Below are 18,070 nucleotides of genomic sequence, written 5' to 3'. Positions count from 1 at the left end.
GCCTGACATTTGCGCCTCGGCCTGTGACAGATTACAGGGTGCAGGCGAGCATTTACGCCGACTGTTCAATCCAGCTGCATGAGCTGTCTGCCGACGGCAAGCGATGGGATGGCGTAGAACCTGTGCCCAACGGCAAGGTATCGACGTGCAACGCGATGGATAACTTCCAGGCGGCCAATAAATTTGCGTCCCCGATGGCTTTTTTCTCTCCGGCCAATGTCCACATCCTTCAAGCACCTTTGAACCCAGGAGAATCCCCGCATGACCACCCCCAAGGCACTGTTGATCCTGCACGGCAAGCAAGCCCTCAACGAGGACGTGCGCGCCGCCGTGCAGGCCCGTCGTGAGCAGGGCTGGGAGCTGGCGGTGCGGGTCACTTGGGAGGGCGGCGACGCCCAGCGCATCGTCAACGAGGCCCTGGCCGACGGCTATACCCACCTGATCGCCGGCGGTGGCGACGGCACCTTGCGCGATGTGGCCGAAGCCATGGCGCTGGCCAAGACCGACGCCAGCCTGGTGCTGATGCCGTTGGGCACCGCCAATGATTTTGCCCGCGCCGCCGGCGTTCCGCTGCAGCCTGCGCACGCGCTGGCGCTGCTGGACGTACCGCCCAGGGCCATCGACCTCGGCCAGGCCGGCGGGCAAATGTTCCTCAATATGGCCACCGGCGGGTTTGGCAGCCAGGTCACGGCCAATACCTCCGAAGACCTGAAAAAAGTCCTCGGCGGCGCGGCCTACCTGTTCACCGGGTTGACGCGATTCAGTGAACTGAAGGCCGCCTATGGCGAGCTGGAAGGGCCGGGCTTTCATTGGAAGGGCGACCTGCTCGCGCTGGGGATCGGCAACGGTCGCCAAGCGGGCGGCGGCCATGTGCTGTGCCCTGGCGCGTTGGCCGACGACGGCTTGCTGGATATCAGCATTCTGCCGGCACCTCAGGAGGTGGTTGGCACGCTGATGACCCTGATGAGCGACGGCTGGGGCCTGGACAACATGTTTGTGCGCGCGCGCCTGCCGTGGGTCGAGATCAAGGTGGCCGAAGGGCTGTACATCAACCTGGACGGTGAACCGTTAAAAGGCGATGACCTGCGGTTCTCTGCACTGCCCAAGGCCTTGCGTGTGCACCTGCCGCTGAATTCGCCGCTAATCGTCCAGGCTGATGATCTGCTCGCGAACGGCGAATAGCACCAGGCCCGCCACGTCGAATATCTGCAGGCGCTTCATGATTTGCGAGCGATGCGCCTCCACGGTCTTGATGCTCAGGCCCAGGCCGTGAGCGATCTCCCGGGTGGATTTGCCGCGCACGATCAGGCGCAGGATTTCCAGCTGACGCGCCGTGAGGTTGTGTCTATGGGCGACGGGGGAAGTGGGACCCTGGCTGCGGATCAGCGCCTGATTGATCACGGTGTGGGCAATCGCCGGGCTCAGGTAGCGTTCGTTGTTGCGCAGGGCGAGCAGGGCGTGTTCCAGCTCGTTGGCGGTGGTGTCCTTGAGCAGGTAGCCATAGGCGCCGGACTCCAGCGCCCGCATGATCAGCTCCGGGTCGGTGTGCATCGACAGGATCAGCACTTTGCTTTTGGGGTAGGCCGCCTTGAGTTGCTGCAATGCATCCAGGCCACCGACGTGCTTCAGCGACAGGTCCAGCAGCACGATATCCGGCTGCAGTGCGCTGAATTTTTCCAGTAACTGCGCACCATCATTGGCTTCACCGATCACGGTGTAGCCGGGAATATCCTGGATCAGCGCGCGTACGCCGGCCCGAATCAGTGCGTGGTCATCCACCAGGAGTAAATTGCAGGTCACTCGAGAACCTTAGGGGAACTGGCCCGTTCGAGGGCGCGCGGCGCCCAGGGGAAAAGTGCGTCGATCCGGGTCCCTTTGCCAGGCTGGCTGTTGACGGACAAAGTGCCCCCTAACTGATCTATCCGCTCGGACATGCCGGCCATGCCCCGTTGGCCTTCCAGGCCGGGGTTGATGGCAGGCGAGAAGCCCTGGCCGTCATCGCAGATCATCAGCGACAGGCCTTCGGGCAGGCGTTGCAGGCGCACCAGCAAGTTGTGCGCCTGGGCATGGCGAAGCATGTTGGTCACCGCTTCCTGGGTGATCCGAAAGGCCGCCACGGCCATCTCTTCGGGAATACCGGTCAGCCGTTGCTGGCATTCCAGGCTCCAGTGCACCGGGGTGTTTTCCAGGGTCTTGAGCAGGTGCGCGCGCAGGCTGGCTTCCAACCCCAGGCTGGCCAGCTGCCTGGGGTTGAGAATGGCCGAGACGTCGCGCACTTTGGCCAGGGTTTCATTCAAGGTGTTGCACAGCACCGTGCACTGGCTTTGCAGGTCTGGCGGCAAGCGGCGCTTGAGCCATTCGCTTTGCAGCTTGGCGGCAGTGAGCAACTGGCCGATATCGTCATGCAATTCGCGGCTGAGGCGATGCCGTTCGTTTTCCTGTACTTGCAGCAAGCGATCGGCCAATTCCTGCGGCTGGAATTTTATCGATTTGCGCGAGCGCCACTGTTGCACGCCCACCACCAGCAACGTGGCCAGGTTGAGCAAAGGGATCAATAACGGCAACGGCGCGCAACGGGCATAGGCCCACAGGCTGACCAGCAATGAGCAAAGGCACAGGGCGAGAACGATGCGGCGGGCATTGCTGCGGGACACGGATCTTGCGATGAGTGACTTTAAGCTGGCGTACATAGCGGATGGAGCCAATGAAGGTTCGCTGCGGGAAGACCGGTCACGGCGGCTGACGGGGCTTTGTTTGATATGCGGTGCCGAAACATCTTTTATACATCATGAAGTTGATTCACTTCGAGCGGGGCATAGTACCACCACTATTACCGTTGGTCGCCTGGCGACTCGCCTGAGGGGTTAACAACCACGCATAAATACTCAGGGCCCTAGTCTGCGCGTTAGAGGGGCCCGGAGTTGAAACAGCAGGCCGTTGTATTAATGAAGTGGGTGTGCAGAGTTATAGCGCTGATGGCTAATTGATATGTTGCTGTCGTTATTAGATAACTCACTGATTAAATACGACCTCTCACCCATTCATGAGGTGTGATGTAAGCGTTGCTGCGGTTTATAACCGAAGTTTTTTTGCGGGATCTGCAAGGTGACTGTCGCAATCAATTTAGTTTGCTCGCTTTCATCCAGGGCCAGTTCGCCGGTGCGGGTGTCGATCAACTCCAGTTGCCAGGCCAGTAATGTCAGGCAGTCATGCAAGGCCTTCAGCGCCTGGTCATGCAGTTCCATGGGGCAGGCGGCATTGGCAATCAGGTTTTGAATATGCCGAGAGAATTCGCTGATCGCCTGCAGGGCCAGGCCTTCGGCCTTTTCAGCCAGCTTGCTCAAACTGATTTTCATGCAGTCGATGGCATCGCTGTCGTTGCGAATCAGGTGCAAGTGGTTCAAGCACTCTTGCGACTTGGCCAGCAGCATCTCGGCCTCAAGCAGGAATTCGGGAAGTGCAGTTTGCCATTCGTTTGCGTTATTCATCATGCATGTCTCCGCAACATAAGCTCGGGTGATGAGATGCCGCACCGGGTGAATGGCGTAAACCTACCGCTGAAATATGACTGAAATCTGTAGCCCGCTTCCGAAATTCGAGTAGGACCGTTATTAGAATGATCACGGTAGCCGAGAGTGGCCCTGGTCATTCGGGTCGCTTGCACAACTTTGGATGCCGCCACGGCAATCTCTGAAAGACCCGTGGGCCGAGGGCTTGGGATGGCAAACAAAAGCCTGACTCCATTCATGCAATGAGAATGGCGTCACATTAATGGCTATTAGATATCGCGAATATCAGGTTGGGCCTGATTGTGTATAGGGGATTCCCTTACGCAGCGGAACCTCACGTCGATTTGAAGGTCGCGCGACGTTGCTGCAGTGCCGTTTGAAAAGGCCGTTGCAGTAAACCATGATGTCAGTGTGACATCAATGAATTTACGTGGCATTTTACCGGGGTCAAGCTCTGGCGATCGCCGCCGATAACGAGCATAGACGCAAGCATGCTCGCGAAGAATTCAAAGACGGCGCGTTGGTCGGCAGGGTCGCGATACCCGACCCGCTGAACCAGCCGCACACACACACCACATCAGGAGCTTTTAATGGCCGGCATTCTCGACACGGTAGATCAACGCACGCAACTGGTGGGTGAGAATCGCCTGGAGATTCTCATGTTTCGCCTGGCCGGGCGGCAGCTGTTCGCGATCAACGTGTTCAAGGTGCAGGAAGTCCTGCAATTGCCCAAGCTGACCCTGATGCCCCAGCGTCATCCGTTTGTGTGTGGCGTGGTCAACCTGCGCGGCCAGACCCTGCCGGTGATCGACCTGTCGCAGGCGATTGGCATGCGTCCGCTGGTGCCGGGGCCCAACAGCACGATTATCGTCACCGAGTACAACCGCTCAGTGCAGGCGTTCCTGGTGGGCGGTGTGGACCGCATCGTCAACATGAACTGGGAAGCCATCCTGCCGCCACCGGCCAGCGCCGGTCGCCAGCATTACCTCACCGCCATCAGCAAGGTCGATGACCAGTTGGTGGAAATCATCGACGTGGAAAAAGTCCTCGCCGAAATCGTGCCGTACAACGCCAAGGTCTCCCGCGAGAAACTCGAAGACCCGGTGCTGGAACGCGCCCGTGGCCGCGAAGTGCTGCTGGTGGACGACTCCAATGTGGCCCTGTCGCAACTGCGCGATACCCTTGGCCAGCTTGGGGTGAAAATGCACATCGCCAGTGATGGCCTCAAGGCGCTGAACATGCTCAAGGCCTGGGCCGACAGCGGCCAGGTGATGACCGACAAACTGCTGATGATCTTTACCGACGCCGAAATGCCGGAGATGGACGGCTACCGCCTGACCACTGAAATCCGCAACGACCCGCGCCTGCGTGGGCTTTACGTGGTGCTGCACACCTCGCTGTCGGGCAGTTTCAACGACTCGATGGTGAAAAAGGTCGGTTGCGATAACTTCCTGTCCAAATTCCAGCCCGACAAGCTGGTGGATGTGGTGCGCCAACGCCTGATGCTGGATGAAGTGCCGGCCTGATTGTCTTTAAGGGGAAGCTGTAGTTGGGTGAGTTGGCTCTTTGTGGCGAGCAGGCTTGCCCTGCGTTGGGCTGCGCAGCGGCCCCATGAGGACGCTGCGGTGTCTCAGTAGAACTGCGGCGTCTGGTTCTGGGGCTGCTTCGCAGCCCAACGCGGGGCAAGCCCGCTCGCCACAGAAGGCCGCGCGCCAGGGTAAGTCTGGGTGGCACGGTGAGTCTGCGCGTTGCACCTGCTTGTTGGCTGTGGGGGCGTAGTCCTTTGATTCCGGGGGCTGCCTGCTATAGGGTGGCGCTTTGTCCCCTCAGGAACGCAGGCTCATGCTTCGTCTCAGCGCGTTGTACCGTTATCCCTTGAAGTCCGGCAAGGCCGAAGCCTTGCAGCAGGTCGGTCTGGATCAACTTGGGCTGGACGGGGATCGACGCTGGATGTTGGTGGATGCAGCCAGCGGGCGATTTCTGACGCAGCGGGCGGTGGCGAAGATGAGCCAGTTGTCGGCGTTGTGGAACAGCGCCGGTGGCTTGACCCTGAGCACGCCAGGCATGGCGCCGCTGGAGGTGGCCTTGCCCGGCAGCGACGCCGAACTGCGCGGGGTGACGATCTGGCGCGATACCCTGCGTGTGCCGGATGCCGGCGATGCGGCGGCTGCCTGGGTCAGTGACTTCATCGGCAAAGCCACGCGGCTGGTGCAGATGCCACTGGCCCGTGCACGCACCACCGAGGCCGGTTTCGGCAAAGATAACGACCAAGTGGCGTTTGCCGACGGCTACCCGCTGTTGTTGATCGGTCAGGCGTCCGTGGACGACCTTTCCCGGCAGGTCGGCCGGCCCATGGAAATGCTGCGTTTTCGTCCCAATCTGGTGATCGAAGGCAGTCAAGCGTATGCCGAAGACGGCTGGAAACGCCTGCGTATCGGCGACGTTGAGTTCCGAGTGGTCAAGCCCTGCGCTCGTTGCATCCTCACCACGATCGACCCCGCGACCGGCGAACGCAGTGCCGATCGCGAACCCTTCGCCACGCTCGATGCCTATCGCAAGACGGAACACGGCGCCCTGTTCGGCCAGAACCTGGTCAATGATGACCTCGGCCGTCTACAAGTGGGCATGCCGGTGACCGTCATCGAGTAACACGTTCGCGCATAAAAAATGCCCGTCTCCTGCGAGACGGGCATTTTTTTGACCGGTGCAACCCTTAGCCGCGGTATTCGCACAGGTAAGCAGTGTCTACCGCGACCTTCAGCTGGAACTTGCTGTTGGCCGGTACGTTGAACTGGCTGCCGGCAGCGAAGGTTTCCCAGTCGGCGTCAGGCAGTTTCACGGTCAGGGCGCCGGACACCACGTGCATGATTTCACGCTGGGCGGTGCCGAATTCGTATTCACCCGGTGCCATTACGCCGATGGTCGCCGGACCTTCTGCGGTGCCGAAAGCGATCGACTTGACGGTGCCGTCGAAGTATTCGTTGACTTTGAACATGGGTGAATCCTCGAAAAGTGGATTAAGGCTTGCTGCTCTGTATGGACGTGCCTGGCTTCGCTCAGGCGCACGCCATCACCGGCACGCCGGCTCCTACAGAACAGCAGGATATTGGAAAAGGCCGGCCAGTATGCCCAAGCCTTTGCGCGCTGCCTAGACCGGCAAAATCAATGGCAGCAGGCGCGCGGTGTTGCGTGCATCTTCCAGCGCCCGGTGTTGCTGACCCTGAAACTGCATCCCCGCCAATTGCAGCGCGCCGTTGAGACCCAGCGGCTTATCCAGGCGCCGGGCCTTGGCAAAGCGCTGCTTGAGGTTCACATGCGGCGTTTGTGCGAGCGCGCTGGCCAGGCCATGGCGTTGCCATTCGAGTTCAAGCTGCTTGCGATCGTAGTCGCCCCAACTGGCCCAGCCTTCCAGGCGCGTGTGATGTTGGCCCAGCCAGCGTTCGAAGAGTGGCCACACGTCGGTCATCGGCGCAGCGGCGTCGATGTTGGCCTGGGTGATGTGGGTGAGCTGTCGGCAGAACGGCGTCAGCAACGGCCGACGCAGCGGCCGCACAAAGCGCTGGAAGTGATCCAGTTCACGGCCTTGGCGGTTCACCAGGCTCGCGCCGATCTCGATGACTTCCATCTCCGTCACGGGCCAGCCGCCTTCATCCGTTGTGGCTTCAAGGTCAATAATCAGCCAATGAGGCATCGCGCAGGTTCCCGTACTCGTCCCTTCCTGATGGGGATAGAGCGTAGCCGGGCCTTGTAGTTCCGCCTAGGGCTTTTCGATCTCCAGTAAAACCTGGCGATTGCGCACCTGAGCGCCTGCAATCACTTGCACGCTTTTGATCACGCCGTCGATGCCGGCCGTCAGCGGATGCTCCATCTTCATCGCTTCGAGCACCAGCAGCAGCTGGCCCTGGCTGACACGCTGACCGGCGCTGACCCGAATATCGACAATGGCACCGTCCATCGGCGCCTTGACGGTGCCGCTGCCGGCATCGGCCTGGCGGCTGGCGACCTGCTGGGTACGGTTGATCACCCGCACGCCGGGCAGCCAGAGTTGGGTATCGTCGAGGTGATAGGCGACGCGGCGGCGCACGCCGTTGATCTCCAGCGTGGCCCGACGGCCGTCGGTACTGAGGTTGCGAATGTCGATGCCGTTGGCCTGCAGGTGGTTGGCCTGCAAAACGCTCACGGCGACCGCGTGGGGTGCGTCGTTAATATCCAGCCGATAAGTCCAAGGCACGCTGGCGTTGTTGCGCCAGCCCGTTAAACCTGGGGAGTAGGTACCGGCGCTGTGTTGATAAAACAGCGCGGCGGCCAGGGCGATCTGTTCATCCGTGGCTGCCCGGCGGGGAATGTCACTGAAGTGCGCGGCGATGAATCCGGTGCTGAAATCGCCGGCGATAAAGTCCGGGTGTTCAAGCAGATCGGCGAGCAATCGCTGGTTGGTCGTTACGCCCAGCAATACCGTGTCTTGGACTGCTCGCAGCAGCTTGCGCCGGGCTTCTTCACGGGTGGCGCCGTGCGCGATGATCTTGCCGAGCATGGCGTCGTAGAACGGGCTGATGCGCTGGCCTTCGAGTACGCCGTGGTCGGTCCGCACGCCGACGGCAGGCTCCCAGCGCAGCACGTCACCGGTTTGCGGCACAAAGCCCTGGGCCGGGTCTTCGGCGTACAGGCGCACTTCCAGGGCGTGGCCGCTGAGGGTCACGTCGGCCTGTGTGAGTGGCAGCGGTTCACCGGCGGCGATTTGCAGTTGCCAGGCCACCAGGTCGAGGCCGGTGATCAGCTCGGTAACGGGGTGCTCCACTTGCAGGCGCGTGTTCATTTCCAGGAAATAGAATTGGCCGTCGCGGTCGAGCAGGAATTCCACGGTGCCGGCGCCCACATAACTGACCGCCCGCCCAGCCTTCAGCGCAGCTTCGCCCATGGCGTGGCGCAGTTGCGGGGTCATCACGGGGCAGGGGGCTTCCTCGATGACTTTCTGGTGGCGGCGCTGGATCGAGCAATCGCGTTCGCCCAGGTAGATGAGCTGGCCGTGGCTGTCGCCGAACAGTTGAATTTCGACATGGCGCGGGTCGATCAGCGCGCGCTCGAGGATCAGTTCGTCGCTGCCAAAGGCGTTCATCGCTTCCGAGCGGGCGGTGCGCAGTGCGTCGAGCAGTTGGCTGGCGTCGTGCACCAGGCGCATGCCGCGCCCGCCGCCGCCGGCGCTGGCCTTGATCATCAGGGGGTAGCCAATGCGCTTGGCTTGCTCTTGCAGGCCGGCGTCGTCTTGGCGGTTGCCTTGGTAACCGGGTATGCACGGCACGCCAGCCTCGAGCATGGCCAGTTTGGACAGGCGCTTGCTGCCCATCAGTTCGATGGCCTCAACGCTTGGGCCGATGAAGGTGATGTTCGCGTGTTGGCAGGCGCGGGCGAAGTCGGCGTTTTCGGAGAGAAAGCCATAGCCGGGGTGGATGGCGTCGGCGCCCGTGATGTTGGCTGCGTTGAGAATGGCGGCGATGTTGAGGTACGACTGCTGGACGGGCGCCGGGCCGATGTTGACGGCTTCGTCGGCCATCTGCACGTGCAGGGCCTGGGCGTCGGCATCGCTGTAGACCGCCACGGTGCGGTAGCCCAGGGCCTGGGCGGTGCGCTGGATGCGGCAGGCAATTTCGCCGCGGTTGGCGATCAGGATTTTGTTGAATGGGGGCATTGGTTTATCCCTGGGTAATCGGGTGTTTGTTCTGGCCCCATCGCGGGCAAGCCAGCTCCCACCTTGAAAGGCGTTTCAACGGTGGGAGCTGGGTTGCCTGCGATGGCGTCATTTGCACCAACCTGGCTTGCGCTTCTGCACAAAAGCCTGCGTCCCCTCTATTCCTTCCACGCCCGTCACCGCCTCGGCAAACCACTGCGCCCCGCGATCCAGCACCGCCTCAAGCGGCTCGTCGGCACTGGCCAGCAACAGCGCTTTAGTCCGCGCATTTGCGCCCGGCGCACACTGCAGCACGTGTCCCAACACCTCATCCAGGCGCTGCGCCAATGCCTGCGCATCGCTCTCGGCAAAATGCACCACGCCCAAGCGCTGCGCCTCAAGCCCATCAAACCGCGCCGCGGTCAGCGCCAGCCGGCGCGCCTGGGTCAGGCCAATCCGCTTGACCACAAACGGCGCAATCTGCGCTGGCAACAAGCCTAAGCTGGTTTCCGGCAAGCCGAATCGCGCCTGGTGATCGGCGATCGCAATGTCACTCACACACGCCAAACCAAACCCGCCCCCCAGCACGGCGCCTTGCAGCACCACGATCACCACTTGCGGCACCGCCTCAACTTCTTGCAGCAAGGTGCCAAACGCGCGGTTCAGCGCCTGCAACTGCGCCGTGCCGCCGGCGGTGACCATGTCTTTAACATCCGCCCCTGCGCAGAAATGCCCGCCCGCGCCGCTGATCACCAGCGCGCGCACCTGGCTGTCGAGCTGCGCCAACACCGCCCGCAGTTCGTTGACCATCTCCAGGCTCATGGCATTGCGATGCGCCGGGCGATTGAGGGTGATGTGCAGCACGCCGTTATGCGGTTCGAGCAGCAGGGTATTCATGATTTTTTCCCAGGCAGCGTGCCCATCAATTTGCAGATGATGCCCAGCATGATTTCGTCGGCGCCGCCACCAATCGACACCAGCCGCACGTCGCGGTAGGCGCGGGCCACCGGGTTGTCCCACATAAAACCCATGCCGCCCCAGTATTGCAGGCAGCTGTCGCTGACCTCGCGGCCCAGGCGCCCGGCCTTGAGCTTGGCCATGGACGCCAGGCGGGTCACGTCCTGGCCTTTGATGTATTGCTCGGTGGCCTGGTAGACCAGCGCGCGCAGGCATTCGATTTCAGTGGCCAGTTCGGCCAGGCGAAAGTGAATGACCTGGTTGTCGATCAGCGCTTTGCCGAAGGTCTGGCGTTCTTTGCAGTACTCAATGGTGCTGTCGATGCAGTATTCCAGGCCCTTGATCATGTTGGCCGCGCCAAACAGGCGTTCTTCCTGGAACTGCAGCATTTGCATCATGAAACCCGCCCCTTCGTGGCCGATGCGATTGCGCTGCGGCACGCGCACACCGTCGAAGAACACCTGGGCAGTCTCGGAGCTGTGCATGCCGAGTTTTTCCAGCGGTGGGCTGACGCTGATGCCCGGCGTGTTCATCGGCACCATGATCAGCGACTTGTTGATGTGCGGCTTGTCGTCGGAGGTGTTGGCCAGCAGGCAAATGAAGTCGGCGCTGGGCGAGTTGGTGATCCACATTTTGCTGCCGTTGATCACGTAGTCGTCGCCGTCTTTGCGTGCGTGGGTTTTCAGCCCGGCGACGTCGGAGCCGGCGCCGGTTTCCGAGACGCCGATGCAGCCGACCTGCTCGCCGCTGATGGCCGGGCGCAGGAACTCGTCGCGCAGTTCATCGCTGCCAAAGCGGGCGAGGGCGGGGGTGCACATGTCGGTCTGCACGCCGATGGACATCGGGATGCCGCCGCAGCGGATGGTGCCGAACTCTTCCGCCGCAACAATGGAGTAACTGTAATCCAGGCCCATGCCACCGAATGGCTCCGGCTTGGAAATGCCCAGCAGGCCGAGGTCACCGGCCTTGCGAAAGATCTCGTGAATGGGGAAGCGCCCGGCTTTTTCCCATTCGTCCACATGCGGGTTGATCTCGCGATCGACGAAGGCGCGCACGGTGCGGCGCAGTTCCTGATGTTCCTGGGTAAAAATCATTGTTGTTGTTCTCCTTTAGAAACGCGCCACACCGAAACTGTTGGGCTGCAACTGCCGCCTCTGGGCCTCATGGCAAATATCCAGCAGGTAACCCAGCAGCGTGCGGGTATCGCGTGGGTCGATCAGCCCGTCGTCCCACAGATTCGCGCTGCCATAGAGCGCTGTGGACTGGCTGTCGAGCTTCTGCGCGGTGACCTGTTCGAGCATGTCGAGCACCTTGGGGTCGGGCACCAAACCCTCCTTCAATTGCTTGGCCTCGGTGACGATGCGCAGCACTTTGCCCGCCTGCGCGCCACCCATCACCGCCGTGCGGCTGTTGGGCCAGGCGAAGATAAAGCGCGGGTCCAGGCCGCGGCCGCACATGGCGTAGTTGCCGGCGCCGTAGGAGCCGCCGACCACCACCGTGAGTTTAGGCACCCGCGCATTGGCCACTGCCTGAATCATCTTCGCGCCGTGCTTGATCACGCCGTGTTGCTCCGACTCGGTGCCCACCATGAAACCTGTGGTGTTGTGCAGGAACAGCAGCGGCGTGCGGCTCTGGTCGCACAGCTGGATAAATTGCGCGGCCTTGCTCGCGCCTTTGGGCGTGATCGGGCCGTTATTGCCGATCACGCCGACGGCGCGGCCTTGGATGTGCAAATGGCCGCAGACGGTGTGGGCGTCGAACTCGCCCTTGAATTCGAGGAAGTTGGAACCGTCGGCCAGGCGCGCGAGGATTTCGCGCACGTCGTAGGGCTTTTTCGGGTCGTCGGGGATCAGCCCCAGCAGCTCTTCGATGGGGTACAGCGGTTCTGTGTAAGCGCGTGTTGGCGCACGCGGCAGGCGCTCATCCCAAGGCAACAGGCTGACGATTTCGCGCACGATGCGCACGCCGTCGGCGTCGTTTTCGGCCAGGTATTCGGCGGTGCCGGCGGTTTGCGCGTGCATCTGGGCGCCGCCGAGTTCCTCATCGGTGGCCACTTCGCCGGTGGCGGCCTTGAGCAGCGGCGGTCCGGCGAGAAACAGCTTGGCCTTGCCGCGCACCACCACCACGTAATCCGACAGCCCCGGCTGATATGCACCGCCGGCCGTGGCCGAGCCGTGCACCACGGTGATTTGCGGCAGGCCCATGGCCGACATGCGCGCCTGGTTGGCAAAGCTGCGGGCGCCCTCGACGAAAATCTCGGCGGCGTAGTTGAGGTTGGCACCGCCGCTTTCGGCAAGCGTCACCACCGGCAGTTTGTTTTCCATGGCGATCTGTTGCAGGCGCAGGGATTTTTTCAGCCCCGTGGGGGAAATAGTGCCGCCCTTGATCGCGCTGTTGTTGGCCACCACCAGCATGCGCACGCCACTGACGTAGCCGATGCCGGCGATCAAGCCGCCGCCGGCCGCGCTGCCGTCTTTGTCGTCGTGGAGTTTGTAGCCGGCCAGGCTGGCCAGTTCCAGGAACGGCGCGCCGGGGTCCAGCAGCAGGTTGAGGCGCTCGCGGGGCAGCAGTTGGCCGCGCGTGTCGAACTTGGCTTTGGCTTCCTGCGCCTTGCTGAGCAGGGCGTGCTCCAGTTGGCGCAACTGCGCGATGGCGGCCAGCATCGCCTCACGGTTTTGCGCGAACTGCGGGCTGTGGGCGTCGATCAAGCTTTCAATCACCGGCATGGTTTATTGCTCCGCCTTGAGCACACCGGGCAGGTAGGCACGGTGGAAACCATTGAACGGCTCGCTCGGCGGTTGCGCCTTGGGCAGCGGCCAGGCGCGGCTGCCCAGGCTGGCGGCGCCGTCGATGCGCAAGGTGCTGCCGCTGATGAACGCGGCGGCGGGGCTGAGCAGGAACACGATGGCCGCGCTGACCTCCGATTCGGTGCCGATCCGCTTGAGTGGCACGTGCTCGCTCAGGGTCGGAATCACCGCCTTGAAGGCGCCTTCGTAGGTGTCCATGCCGCTGGAGGCAATCCAGCCCGGCGCCACTGCGTTGACGCGCACCCCGGCGTAGCCCCATTCGAAGGCGGCGGTTTTGGTGAAGTTGTCCATGCCCGAACGCGCTGCGCCCGAGTGGCCCATGCCGGGCATGCCGCCCCACATGTCGGCGAGCATGTTGACGATGGCGCCGCCGTGCTTGCTCATGGATTGATTGAACACTTCCCGCGCCATCAGGAAACCGCCGACCAGGTTGGTGCGCAGCACGGTTTCAAAGCCCTTTTGATTGATCGAGGCCAGGGGCGACGGGTATTGGCCGCCAGCGTTGTTCACCAGCCCGTGGATCGGCCCGTGTGCGTGGATAATCTGCGTAACCAGCGCCTTCACCGCGTCTTCATCGCGAATATCGCAAGCCTGCCAATGCGCCGTGCCGCCGTCTTCGGCGATTTCCGCTGCCACCGTTTGCAGTTTTTCCGGTTTGCGCCCCACCAGAATCACTTGAGCGCCGAGGGCTGCGAGTTCATGCGCGGTGCAGCGGCCAATGCCACTGCCGCCACCGGTGACGATCACGGTTTGCCCGTGGAACAGGTCGGCTTTGAAGATTGAGTCGAAGGCCACGGCAACGCTCCTTTTATTTGAGTTGATCGGCGATGTGTTGTGGCACGGCGATGGGGATTTCCAGCAGTTGCTGGGCGAAGGCTTTGCCCTGCGCGTCGATGCGCAGGCTGGCGATACCGCCGCCGCCCAAGGCGTTTTCCAGCAGGAAATTCAGGCTGTGGCTGCCAGGCATGTACCAGCGTTCGACGCGGCCGTGGAAGGGGTCGAGCACGTGGCTCATCCAGTCGACGATCACTTGCGGGGTCAGCACTTCGGCGATCCACGGCAAGTAGTCGGGATGGCGGGCGATCACGCCGATATTGCTGTGGTTGCCTTTGTCGCCGGAGCGCGCGACGGCCAGCTTTACCAGGGGCACGCTGGCATCGGCGCGGCCTTGAGGCTTGGGCGGGTCAATCGGCTCAGCCGGGGTGACCAGTGGCGCAGAGGCGGGCAGTTCAATGGCGTGGCGCTGGCCTTGGAAGTCGATCACCAGCTCACAGGATGATTTATCGATCAGGAACGAAAACAGCCGAATCAGCGGATACACCGTCGGGCGGCCGCCAACAATTCCGGTTAACCCCGGCGCCATACCGGTGGCTGCCTGGGCGATCTCGCGGGCGAACAGCACCAGCGCCTGTTTGCTCGGGTGCCGCACCGCCAGTTTCACCACCACCTCGCGGCAATCCTGACGCTGGGCGTGGGCGCCGTAGGTGGCTTCGCTGCCGAGCAGTTCGATGTTGACCTCGGTGTAAGGCGCCCAGCCGCGCTGGCTGAACAGTTCCGAAGTCTTGTTGATGATCGCCTGGCTGACGCGCTCGGCCTTGGCCACCGCGTCGATCCCGGCGATCAGGCAGCTGGCGGTGCAACGAAAACCGTCCGGGTAGGTGGCGCTGACTTTGTACTGATCGGTGGGCGGCAAACCCTTGGCGCCGTGCAGGCGCACTTGGTTTTTGCCTTGCTGCTGCAGTTTGACCTGGCTGAAATCGCAGATCACATCGGGCAGCAGGTAGGCGCGCGGGTCGCCGATTTCATACAGCAGCTGTTCGGCCACGCTGAGTTCGCTGATCAGCCCGCCCGTGCCGTCGACTTTATTGACGGTGAACTGGCCGTCGGCGCTGACCTCGACGATGGGAAAACCAATGTGCTCGTAGTCCGGCACGTCACGCCAATCGGTGAAGTTGCCGCCTGTGCATTGCGCGCCGCATTCGATGATGTGCCCGGCGAGGGCAGCTTGGGCGAGACGGTCATAGTCCTGCCATGACCAGTTGAATTCGTGCACCAATGCGGCGCTGACCACCGCACTGTCGACCACTCGGCCGGTGATCACGATGTCGGCGCCCAGCTCAAGTGCCTGGGCGATGCCCGGCGCGCCGAGGTAGGCGTTGGCCGACACGCACATCGGCGGCAGCGGCGCGCCGTTGAACATATCGCTGACGCCGTGCAGGTGCTTGAGCTGCGGTTGCAGGTCATCGCCCAGCAGCACGGCGATTTTCAGCGGGATTTGCGCCTTGTCGCAGGCCGCTTGCAGGGCGGCGGCGCACGCTTGCGGGTTGATGCCGCCGGCATTGCTGATCACGCGGATGCCCTGGCGCTGGATGTCACCCAGCAGCGGCGTGAGCACTTCGACGAAATCCGTGGCGTAGCCGGCCTGAGGGTCTTTCATCCGTGCGCCGGCAAGGATCGACAGGGTGACTTCCGCCAAATAGTCGAACACCAGGTAATCCAGCGCGCCGCCGTGTACCAACTGGGCGGCGGCGGTGCAGGTGTCTCCCCAGAAGGCGCTGGCGCAGCCGATACGTACCGTCTTGCTCATGAGAAATCCGTCCTCGAATGGCTGGCGTCGAGACTACCAAGCAAGCGCTTGGTTTGTAAACTCTGTACACAAGTTTTGCCCAAGCGCTTGCTTGGGTGGCGGCCACGGCCTAAATTGCCGCCCACGACGTCAGCACACGTGAAGGAGAGAGGCATGGATGAGCAAAAAGCCCTGAGGGTGATGCGCACCATGGTCGATGCCGGCCAATTGACCGACCCCGACAGTGCCCGGGGCAAATTGCTGCAAACCGCAGCTCACCTGTTTCGCAACAAGGGCTTTGAGCGCACCACCGTGCGTGACTTGGCCAGCGCGGTGGGCATTCAGTCCGGCAGCATCTTTCATCACTTCAAGAGCAAGGACGAGATCCTGCGCGCGGTGATGGAGGAAACCATCCACTACAACACCGCGATGATGCGCGCCTCACTCGAGGAAGCGAACAGCGTGCGTGAACGCGTGTTGGCGCTGATTCGCTGTGAGTTGCAGTCGATCATGGGCGGCAGCGGCGAAGCCATGGCGGTGCTGGTCTACGAATGGCGTTCGCTGTCGGCCGATGGCCAGGCCCAAGTGCTGGCGCTGCGGGATGTGTACGAAGACATCTGGTTGCAGGTGCTGGGCGAGGCCAAGGCCGCCGGTTACATCAGGGGCGATGTATTTATCACCCGGCGTTTCCTCACCGGCGCGTTGTCCTGGACCACCACGTGGTTCCGCGCCCAAGGCAGCATGACCCTGGAGCAATTGGCCGAAGAAGCCCTGCTGATGGTGCTGAAGGCCGATTGAGGCGCAAGCCATTAATTTGCCGATGGAAAGTTGTCTCACCTGACAAAAACGCCTAGCTTATCGCCATCAGAGTATTAAACGGTGTGTGCCTCAATGTTTTCGCCATGGCGGCTGGCTGCAGGACTAACTTTATGGGCACTGGGCACCGCGGGGTGGATGCCGGCTTCGGCTGCGCAATTGGTGAGGATCGGCGCCGCGCATTTTCCGCCCTACACCGTACGCCCCGAGCAAGGCGCCGACACCGGTTTACTGCCGCAACTGGTCGAGGCGCTGAACGCCTCGCAAACCGACTACCAGTTTGTACTGGTGCCGACGTCTATCCCACGGCGTTTTCGCGATTTCGAGCAAGGCCGGGTCGACATGGCGATCTTCGAAAACCCCGACTGGGGCTGGCAGAACATTGACCACACTGCCGTGGACATGGGGCTTGAGGACGCGGAAATTTTCGTCGCCCAACGTGAGCCCGGTCGCGATCAGCGCTATTTCGCCGACCTCAACGGCAAGCGTCTGGCCGTGTTCAGCGGTTATCACTACGCCTTTGCCAACTTCAACCCCGACCCCAAGTACATGACCGAGCATTTCAACGCCACGTTGACCTATTCCCATGACAGCAACTTGCTGATGGTGGCGCGCGGGCGTGCGGACATCGCACTGGTCACGCGTTCGTACTTGAGTGATTTCATGGTGCGCAACGCGGACATGGCCGGGCAGTTCCTGGTCTCGGAGCGGATTGACCAGGTGTACCACCACTACGCGTTGCTGCGGCCAAAGGCACCGATTACCGGAGCGGCGTTTGCCGAGATGCTCAAGCGCCTGCGCGATAACGGGCAGCTGTTGAAGATCTTCGAGCCGTATCGCATTGATGTGACAGCGGTGCACTGAGCGCGGATCAGGCTTGCCACAACAAGCCCTTTCCCCACACTCAGACTCGTCGCGCAAACGTATCGCTGTGGCTGCCCGACACCTTGCGGCAATGCACCAGCGCATCACGAATCATGAAGTTCACCAGGGTCGGCGAGACGCCGAGTTCCTTGGCGATGTCCTTTTGCGGCACGCCGTGCAGGCGATACATCTCGAACGCGTAACGGGTGCGTTGAGGCAATTGCGTCAGGGCGTCGGCGATGTTTTCCAGAGTGTTGAAGTTGATGTGCGAGGTTTCCGGTGAAGCGCCGTGAATGACCACATTCAAGCCTTCCTCTTCGGTCCCGGAGTATTTGAGTTCCAGGGCCTGCTTGCGGTAGTGATCGATCGCCAGGTTGCGCACGATCTGGAACAGATAACTCAGTTGGGCCTTGAACGATGAGGTGATCGTCGGCGCCGATTGCAGCCGGAAGTAGGCGTCCTGCACCACGTCTTCGGCGCGCGAGCGGCAGCCGGTAATGCGTGCCGCGATCTTCACCAGAATCAAACGATTGTCGACGAATGCCTGGAGAAGCGGTGAGTCGCACCTGCCTGTGAATACTTGTTCCGTCATGGAAATCACCTTGTCGCAAAAGAGGTTAGGGGAGGGCGTCCGTGCTGAGGCCTCCTACACATCGGGCAACAAATTATGCTTAATGATAATGATTGTCAAATGAGAAGACGAACTAATCTTATGCCTTCCTGAAAGGTGTGAACCAGGTCTCGCGCTTGCCCGCAGACTAATTATTTGCCGGCACCGTCCGTTCTCATGGGTGACAGGTCCGTTAACAAACGGCCAAGGATCAGCGCCCGCAGGAGGACGACATGGGTTTGTACGGTGCATACAGCGTGTTTCAGTTTGGAGCCT

At 61.8% G+C, this 18,070-nt stretch carries 17 protein-coding genes; 5 read left to right on the top strand and 12 right to left on the bottom strand.

Annotated elements, in window-relative coordinates; all coding sequences use genetic code 11:
• Window positions 1-261 precede the first annotated feature (261 nt).
• Complete coding sequence (yegS, locus tag FPT15_RS04475; RefSeq protein ID WP_106576480.1) at window positions 262-1,182, top strand: lipid kinase YegS; 921 nt, start codon at window positions 262-264, stop codon at window positions 1,180-1,182.
• Here yegS and FPT15_RS04470 read toward each other — a convergent pair.
• The 3 genes from FPT15_RS04470 to FPT15_RS04460 form a co-directional block, all read right to left on the bottom strand.
• Window positions 1,141-1,800 (bottom strand): response regulator transcription factor, encoded by a 660-nt coding sequence (locus FPT15_RS04470; protein WP_145158847.1) that lies wholly within the window; start codon window positions 1,798-1,800, stop codon window positions 1,141-1,143. The two genes, yegS and FPT15_RS04470, sit on opposite strands and share 42 nt — an antisense overlap.
• Window positions 1,797-2,690, bottom strand: coding sequence for a sensor histidine kinase (locus FPT15_RS04465; RefSeq protein WP_145158845.1), 894 nt, complete (start codon window positions 2,688-2,690; stop codon window positions 1,797-1,799). Before FPT15_RS04465 ends, FPT15_RS04470 begins: the two co-directional genes overlap by 4 nt.
• A gap of 351 nt (window positions 2,691-3,041) precedes the next feature.
• Entirely contained in the window at window positions 3,042-3,491 is a 450-nt protein-coding gene (locus FPT15_RS04460; protein ID WP_178119654.1) for a hypothetical protein, read from the bottom strand.
• 608 nt (window positions 3,492-4,099) lie between these two features.
• Between FPT15_RS04460 and FPT15_RS04455 the strand changes: the two genes are divergently transcribed.
• Entirely contained in the window at window positions 4,100-5,035 is a 936-nt protein-coding gene (locus tag FPT15_RS04455) for a chemotaxis protein CheV (protein ID WP_017134971.1), read from the top strand.
• Window positions 5,036-5,351: 316 nt separating this feature from the next.
• Window positions 5,352-6,158, top strand: coding sequence for an MOSC domain-containing protein (locus FPT15_RS04450; RefSeq protein ID WP_145158843.1), 807 nt, complete (start codon window positions 5,352-5,354; stop codon window positions 6,156-6,158).
• A 64-nt stretch (window positions 6,159-6,222) separates the two neighbouring features.
• Here the strand turns inward: FPT15_RS04450 and FPT15_RS04445 are convergent, their stop codons facing one another.
• The 8 genes from FPT15_RS04445 to FPT15_RS04410 all read right to left on the bottom strand — a co-directional run bounded on the left by FPT15_RS04445 (window position 6,223) and on the right by FPT15_RS04410 (window position 15,525).
• On the bottom strand, window positions 6,223-6,504 hold the full coding sequence (locus FPT15_RS04445; RefSeq protein WP_106576484.1) for a pyrimidine/purine nucleoside phosphorylase: 282 nt from the start codon (window positions 6,502-6,504) through the stop codon (window positions 6,223-6,225).
• A 153-nt stretch (window positions 6,505-6,657) separates the two neighbouring features.
• Complete coding sequence (locus FPT15_RS04440; protein WP_119742324.1) at window positions 6,658-7,200, bottom strand: exonuclease domain-containing protein; 543 nt, start codon at window positions 7,198-7,200, stop codon at window positions 6,658-6,660.
• Window positions 7,201-7,266: 66 nt separating this feature from the next.
• Complete coding sequence (locus FPT15_RS04435; RefSeq protein ID WP_145158841.1) at window positions 7,267-9,195, bottom strand: acetyl/propionyl/methylcrotonyl-CoA carboxylase subunit alpha; 1,929 nt, start codon at window positions 9,193-9,195, stop codon at window positions 7,267-7,269.
• A 108-nt stretch (window positions 9,196-9,303) separates the two neighbouring features.
• Entirely contained in the window at window positions 9,304-10,071 is a 768-nt protein-coding gene (locus tag FPT15_RS04430; protein WP_145158839.1) for an enoyl-CoA hydratase/isomerase family protein, read from the bottom strand.
• Window positions 10,068-11,225, bottom strand: a complete 1,158-nt coding sequence (gene atuD / locus FPT15_RS04425; RefSeq protein ID WP_145158837.1) for a citronellyl-CoA dehydrogenase — start codon at window positions 11,223-11,225, stop codon at window positions 10,068-10,070. The genes FPT15_RS04430 and atuD overlap by 4 nt, the downstream gene beginning before the upstream one ends.
• 15 nt (window positions 11,226-11,240) lie before the next feature.
• Entirely contained in the window at window positions 11,241-12,857 is a 1,617-nt protein-coding gene (gene atuC, locus FPT15_RS04420; protein WP_145158835.1) for a geranyl-CoA carboxylase subunit beta, read from the bottom strand.
• Between the two features lie 3 nt (window positions 12,858-12,860).
• Window positions 12,861-13,733 (bottom strand): SDR family oxidoreductase, encoded by an 873-nt coding sequence (locus FPT15_RS04415; protein WP_145158833.1) that lies wholly within the window; start codon window positions 13,731-13,733, stop codon window positions 12,861-12,863.
• A gap of 13 nt (window positions 13,734-13,746) precedes the next feature.
• The gene (locus tag FPT15_RS04410; protein ID WP_145158831.1) at window positions 13,747-15,525 is read right to left on the bottom strand and encodes an acyclic terpene utilization AtuA family protein; all 1,779 of its coding nucleotides are present in this window, start codon (window positions 15,523-15,525) and stop codon (window positions 13,747-13,749) included.
• 153 nt (window positions 15,526-15,678) lie between these two features.
• Between FPT15_RS04410 and FPT15_RS04405 the strand changes: the two genes are divergently transcribed.
• On the top strand, window positions 15,679-16,302 hold the full coding sequence (locus FPT15_RS04405) for a TetR/AcrR family transcriptional regulator (protein ID WP_145158829.1): 624 nt from the start codon (window positions 15,679-15,681) through the stop codon (window positions 16,300-16,302).
• Window positions 16,303-16,395: 93 nt separating this feature from the next.
• Window positions 16,396-17,184, top strand: a complete 789-nt coding sequence (locus FPT15_RS04400) for an ABC transporter substrate-binding protein (RefSeq protein ID WP_145158827.1) — start codon at window positions 16,396-16,398, stop codon at window positions 17,182-17,184.
• Between the two features lie 40 nt (window positions 17,185-17,224).
• Here the strand turns inward: FPT15_RS04400 and FPT15_RS04395 are convergent, their stop codons facing one another.
• Window positions 17,225-17,776: an RNA polymerase factor sigma-70 gene (locus FPT15_RS04395; protein WP_145158825.1), complete on the bottom strand. Its 552-nt coding sequence runs from the start codon at window positions 17,774-17,776 to the stop codon at window positions 17,225-17,227.
• Window positions 17,777-18,070 lie beyond the last annotated feature (294 nt).

The sequence above is a fragment of the Pseudomonas sp. RGB genome (genome assembly GCF_007713445.1).
GTDB lineage: Bacteria > Pseudomonadota > Gammaproteobacteria > Pseudomonadales > Pseudomonadaceae > Aquipseudomonas.
The sequence above is the reverse complement of the archived record's forward strand: the minus strand, read 5'-3'. Positions and strand labels throughout refer to the sequence as shown.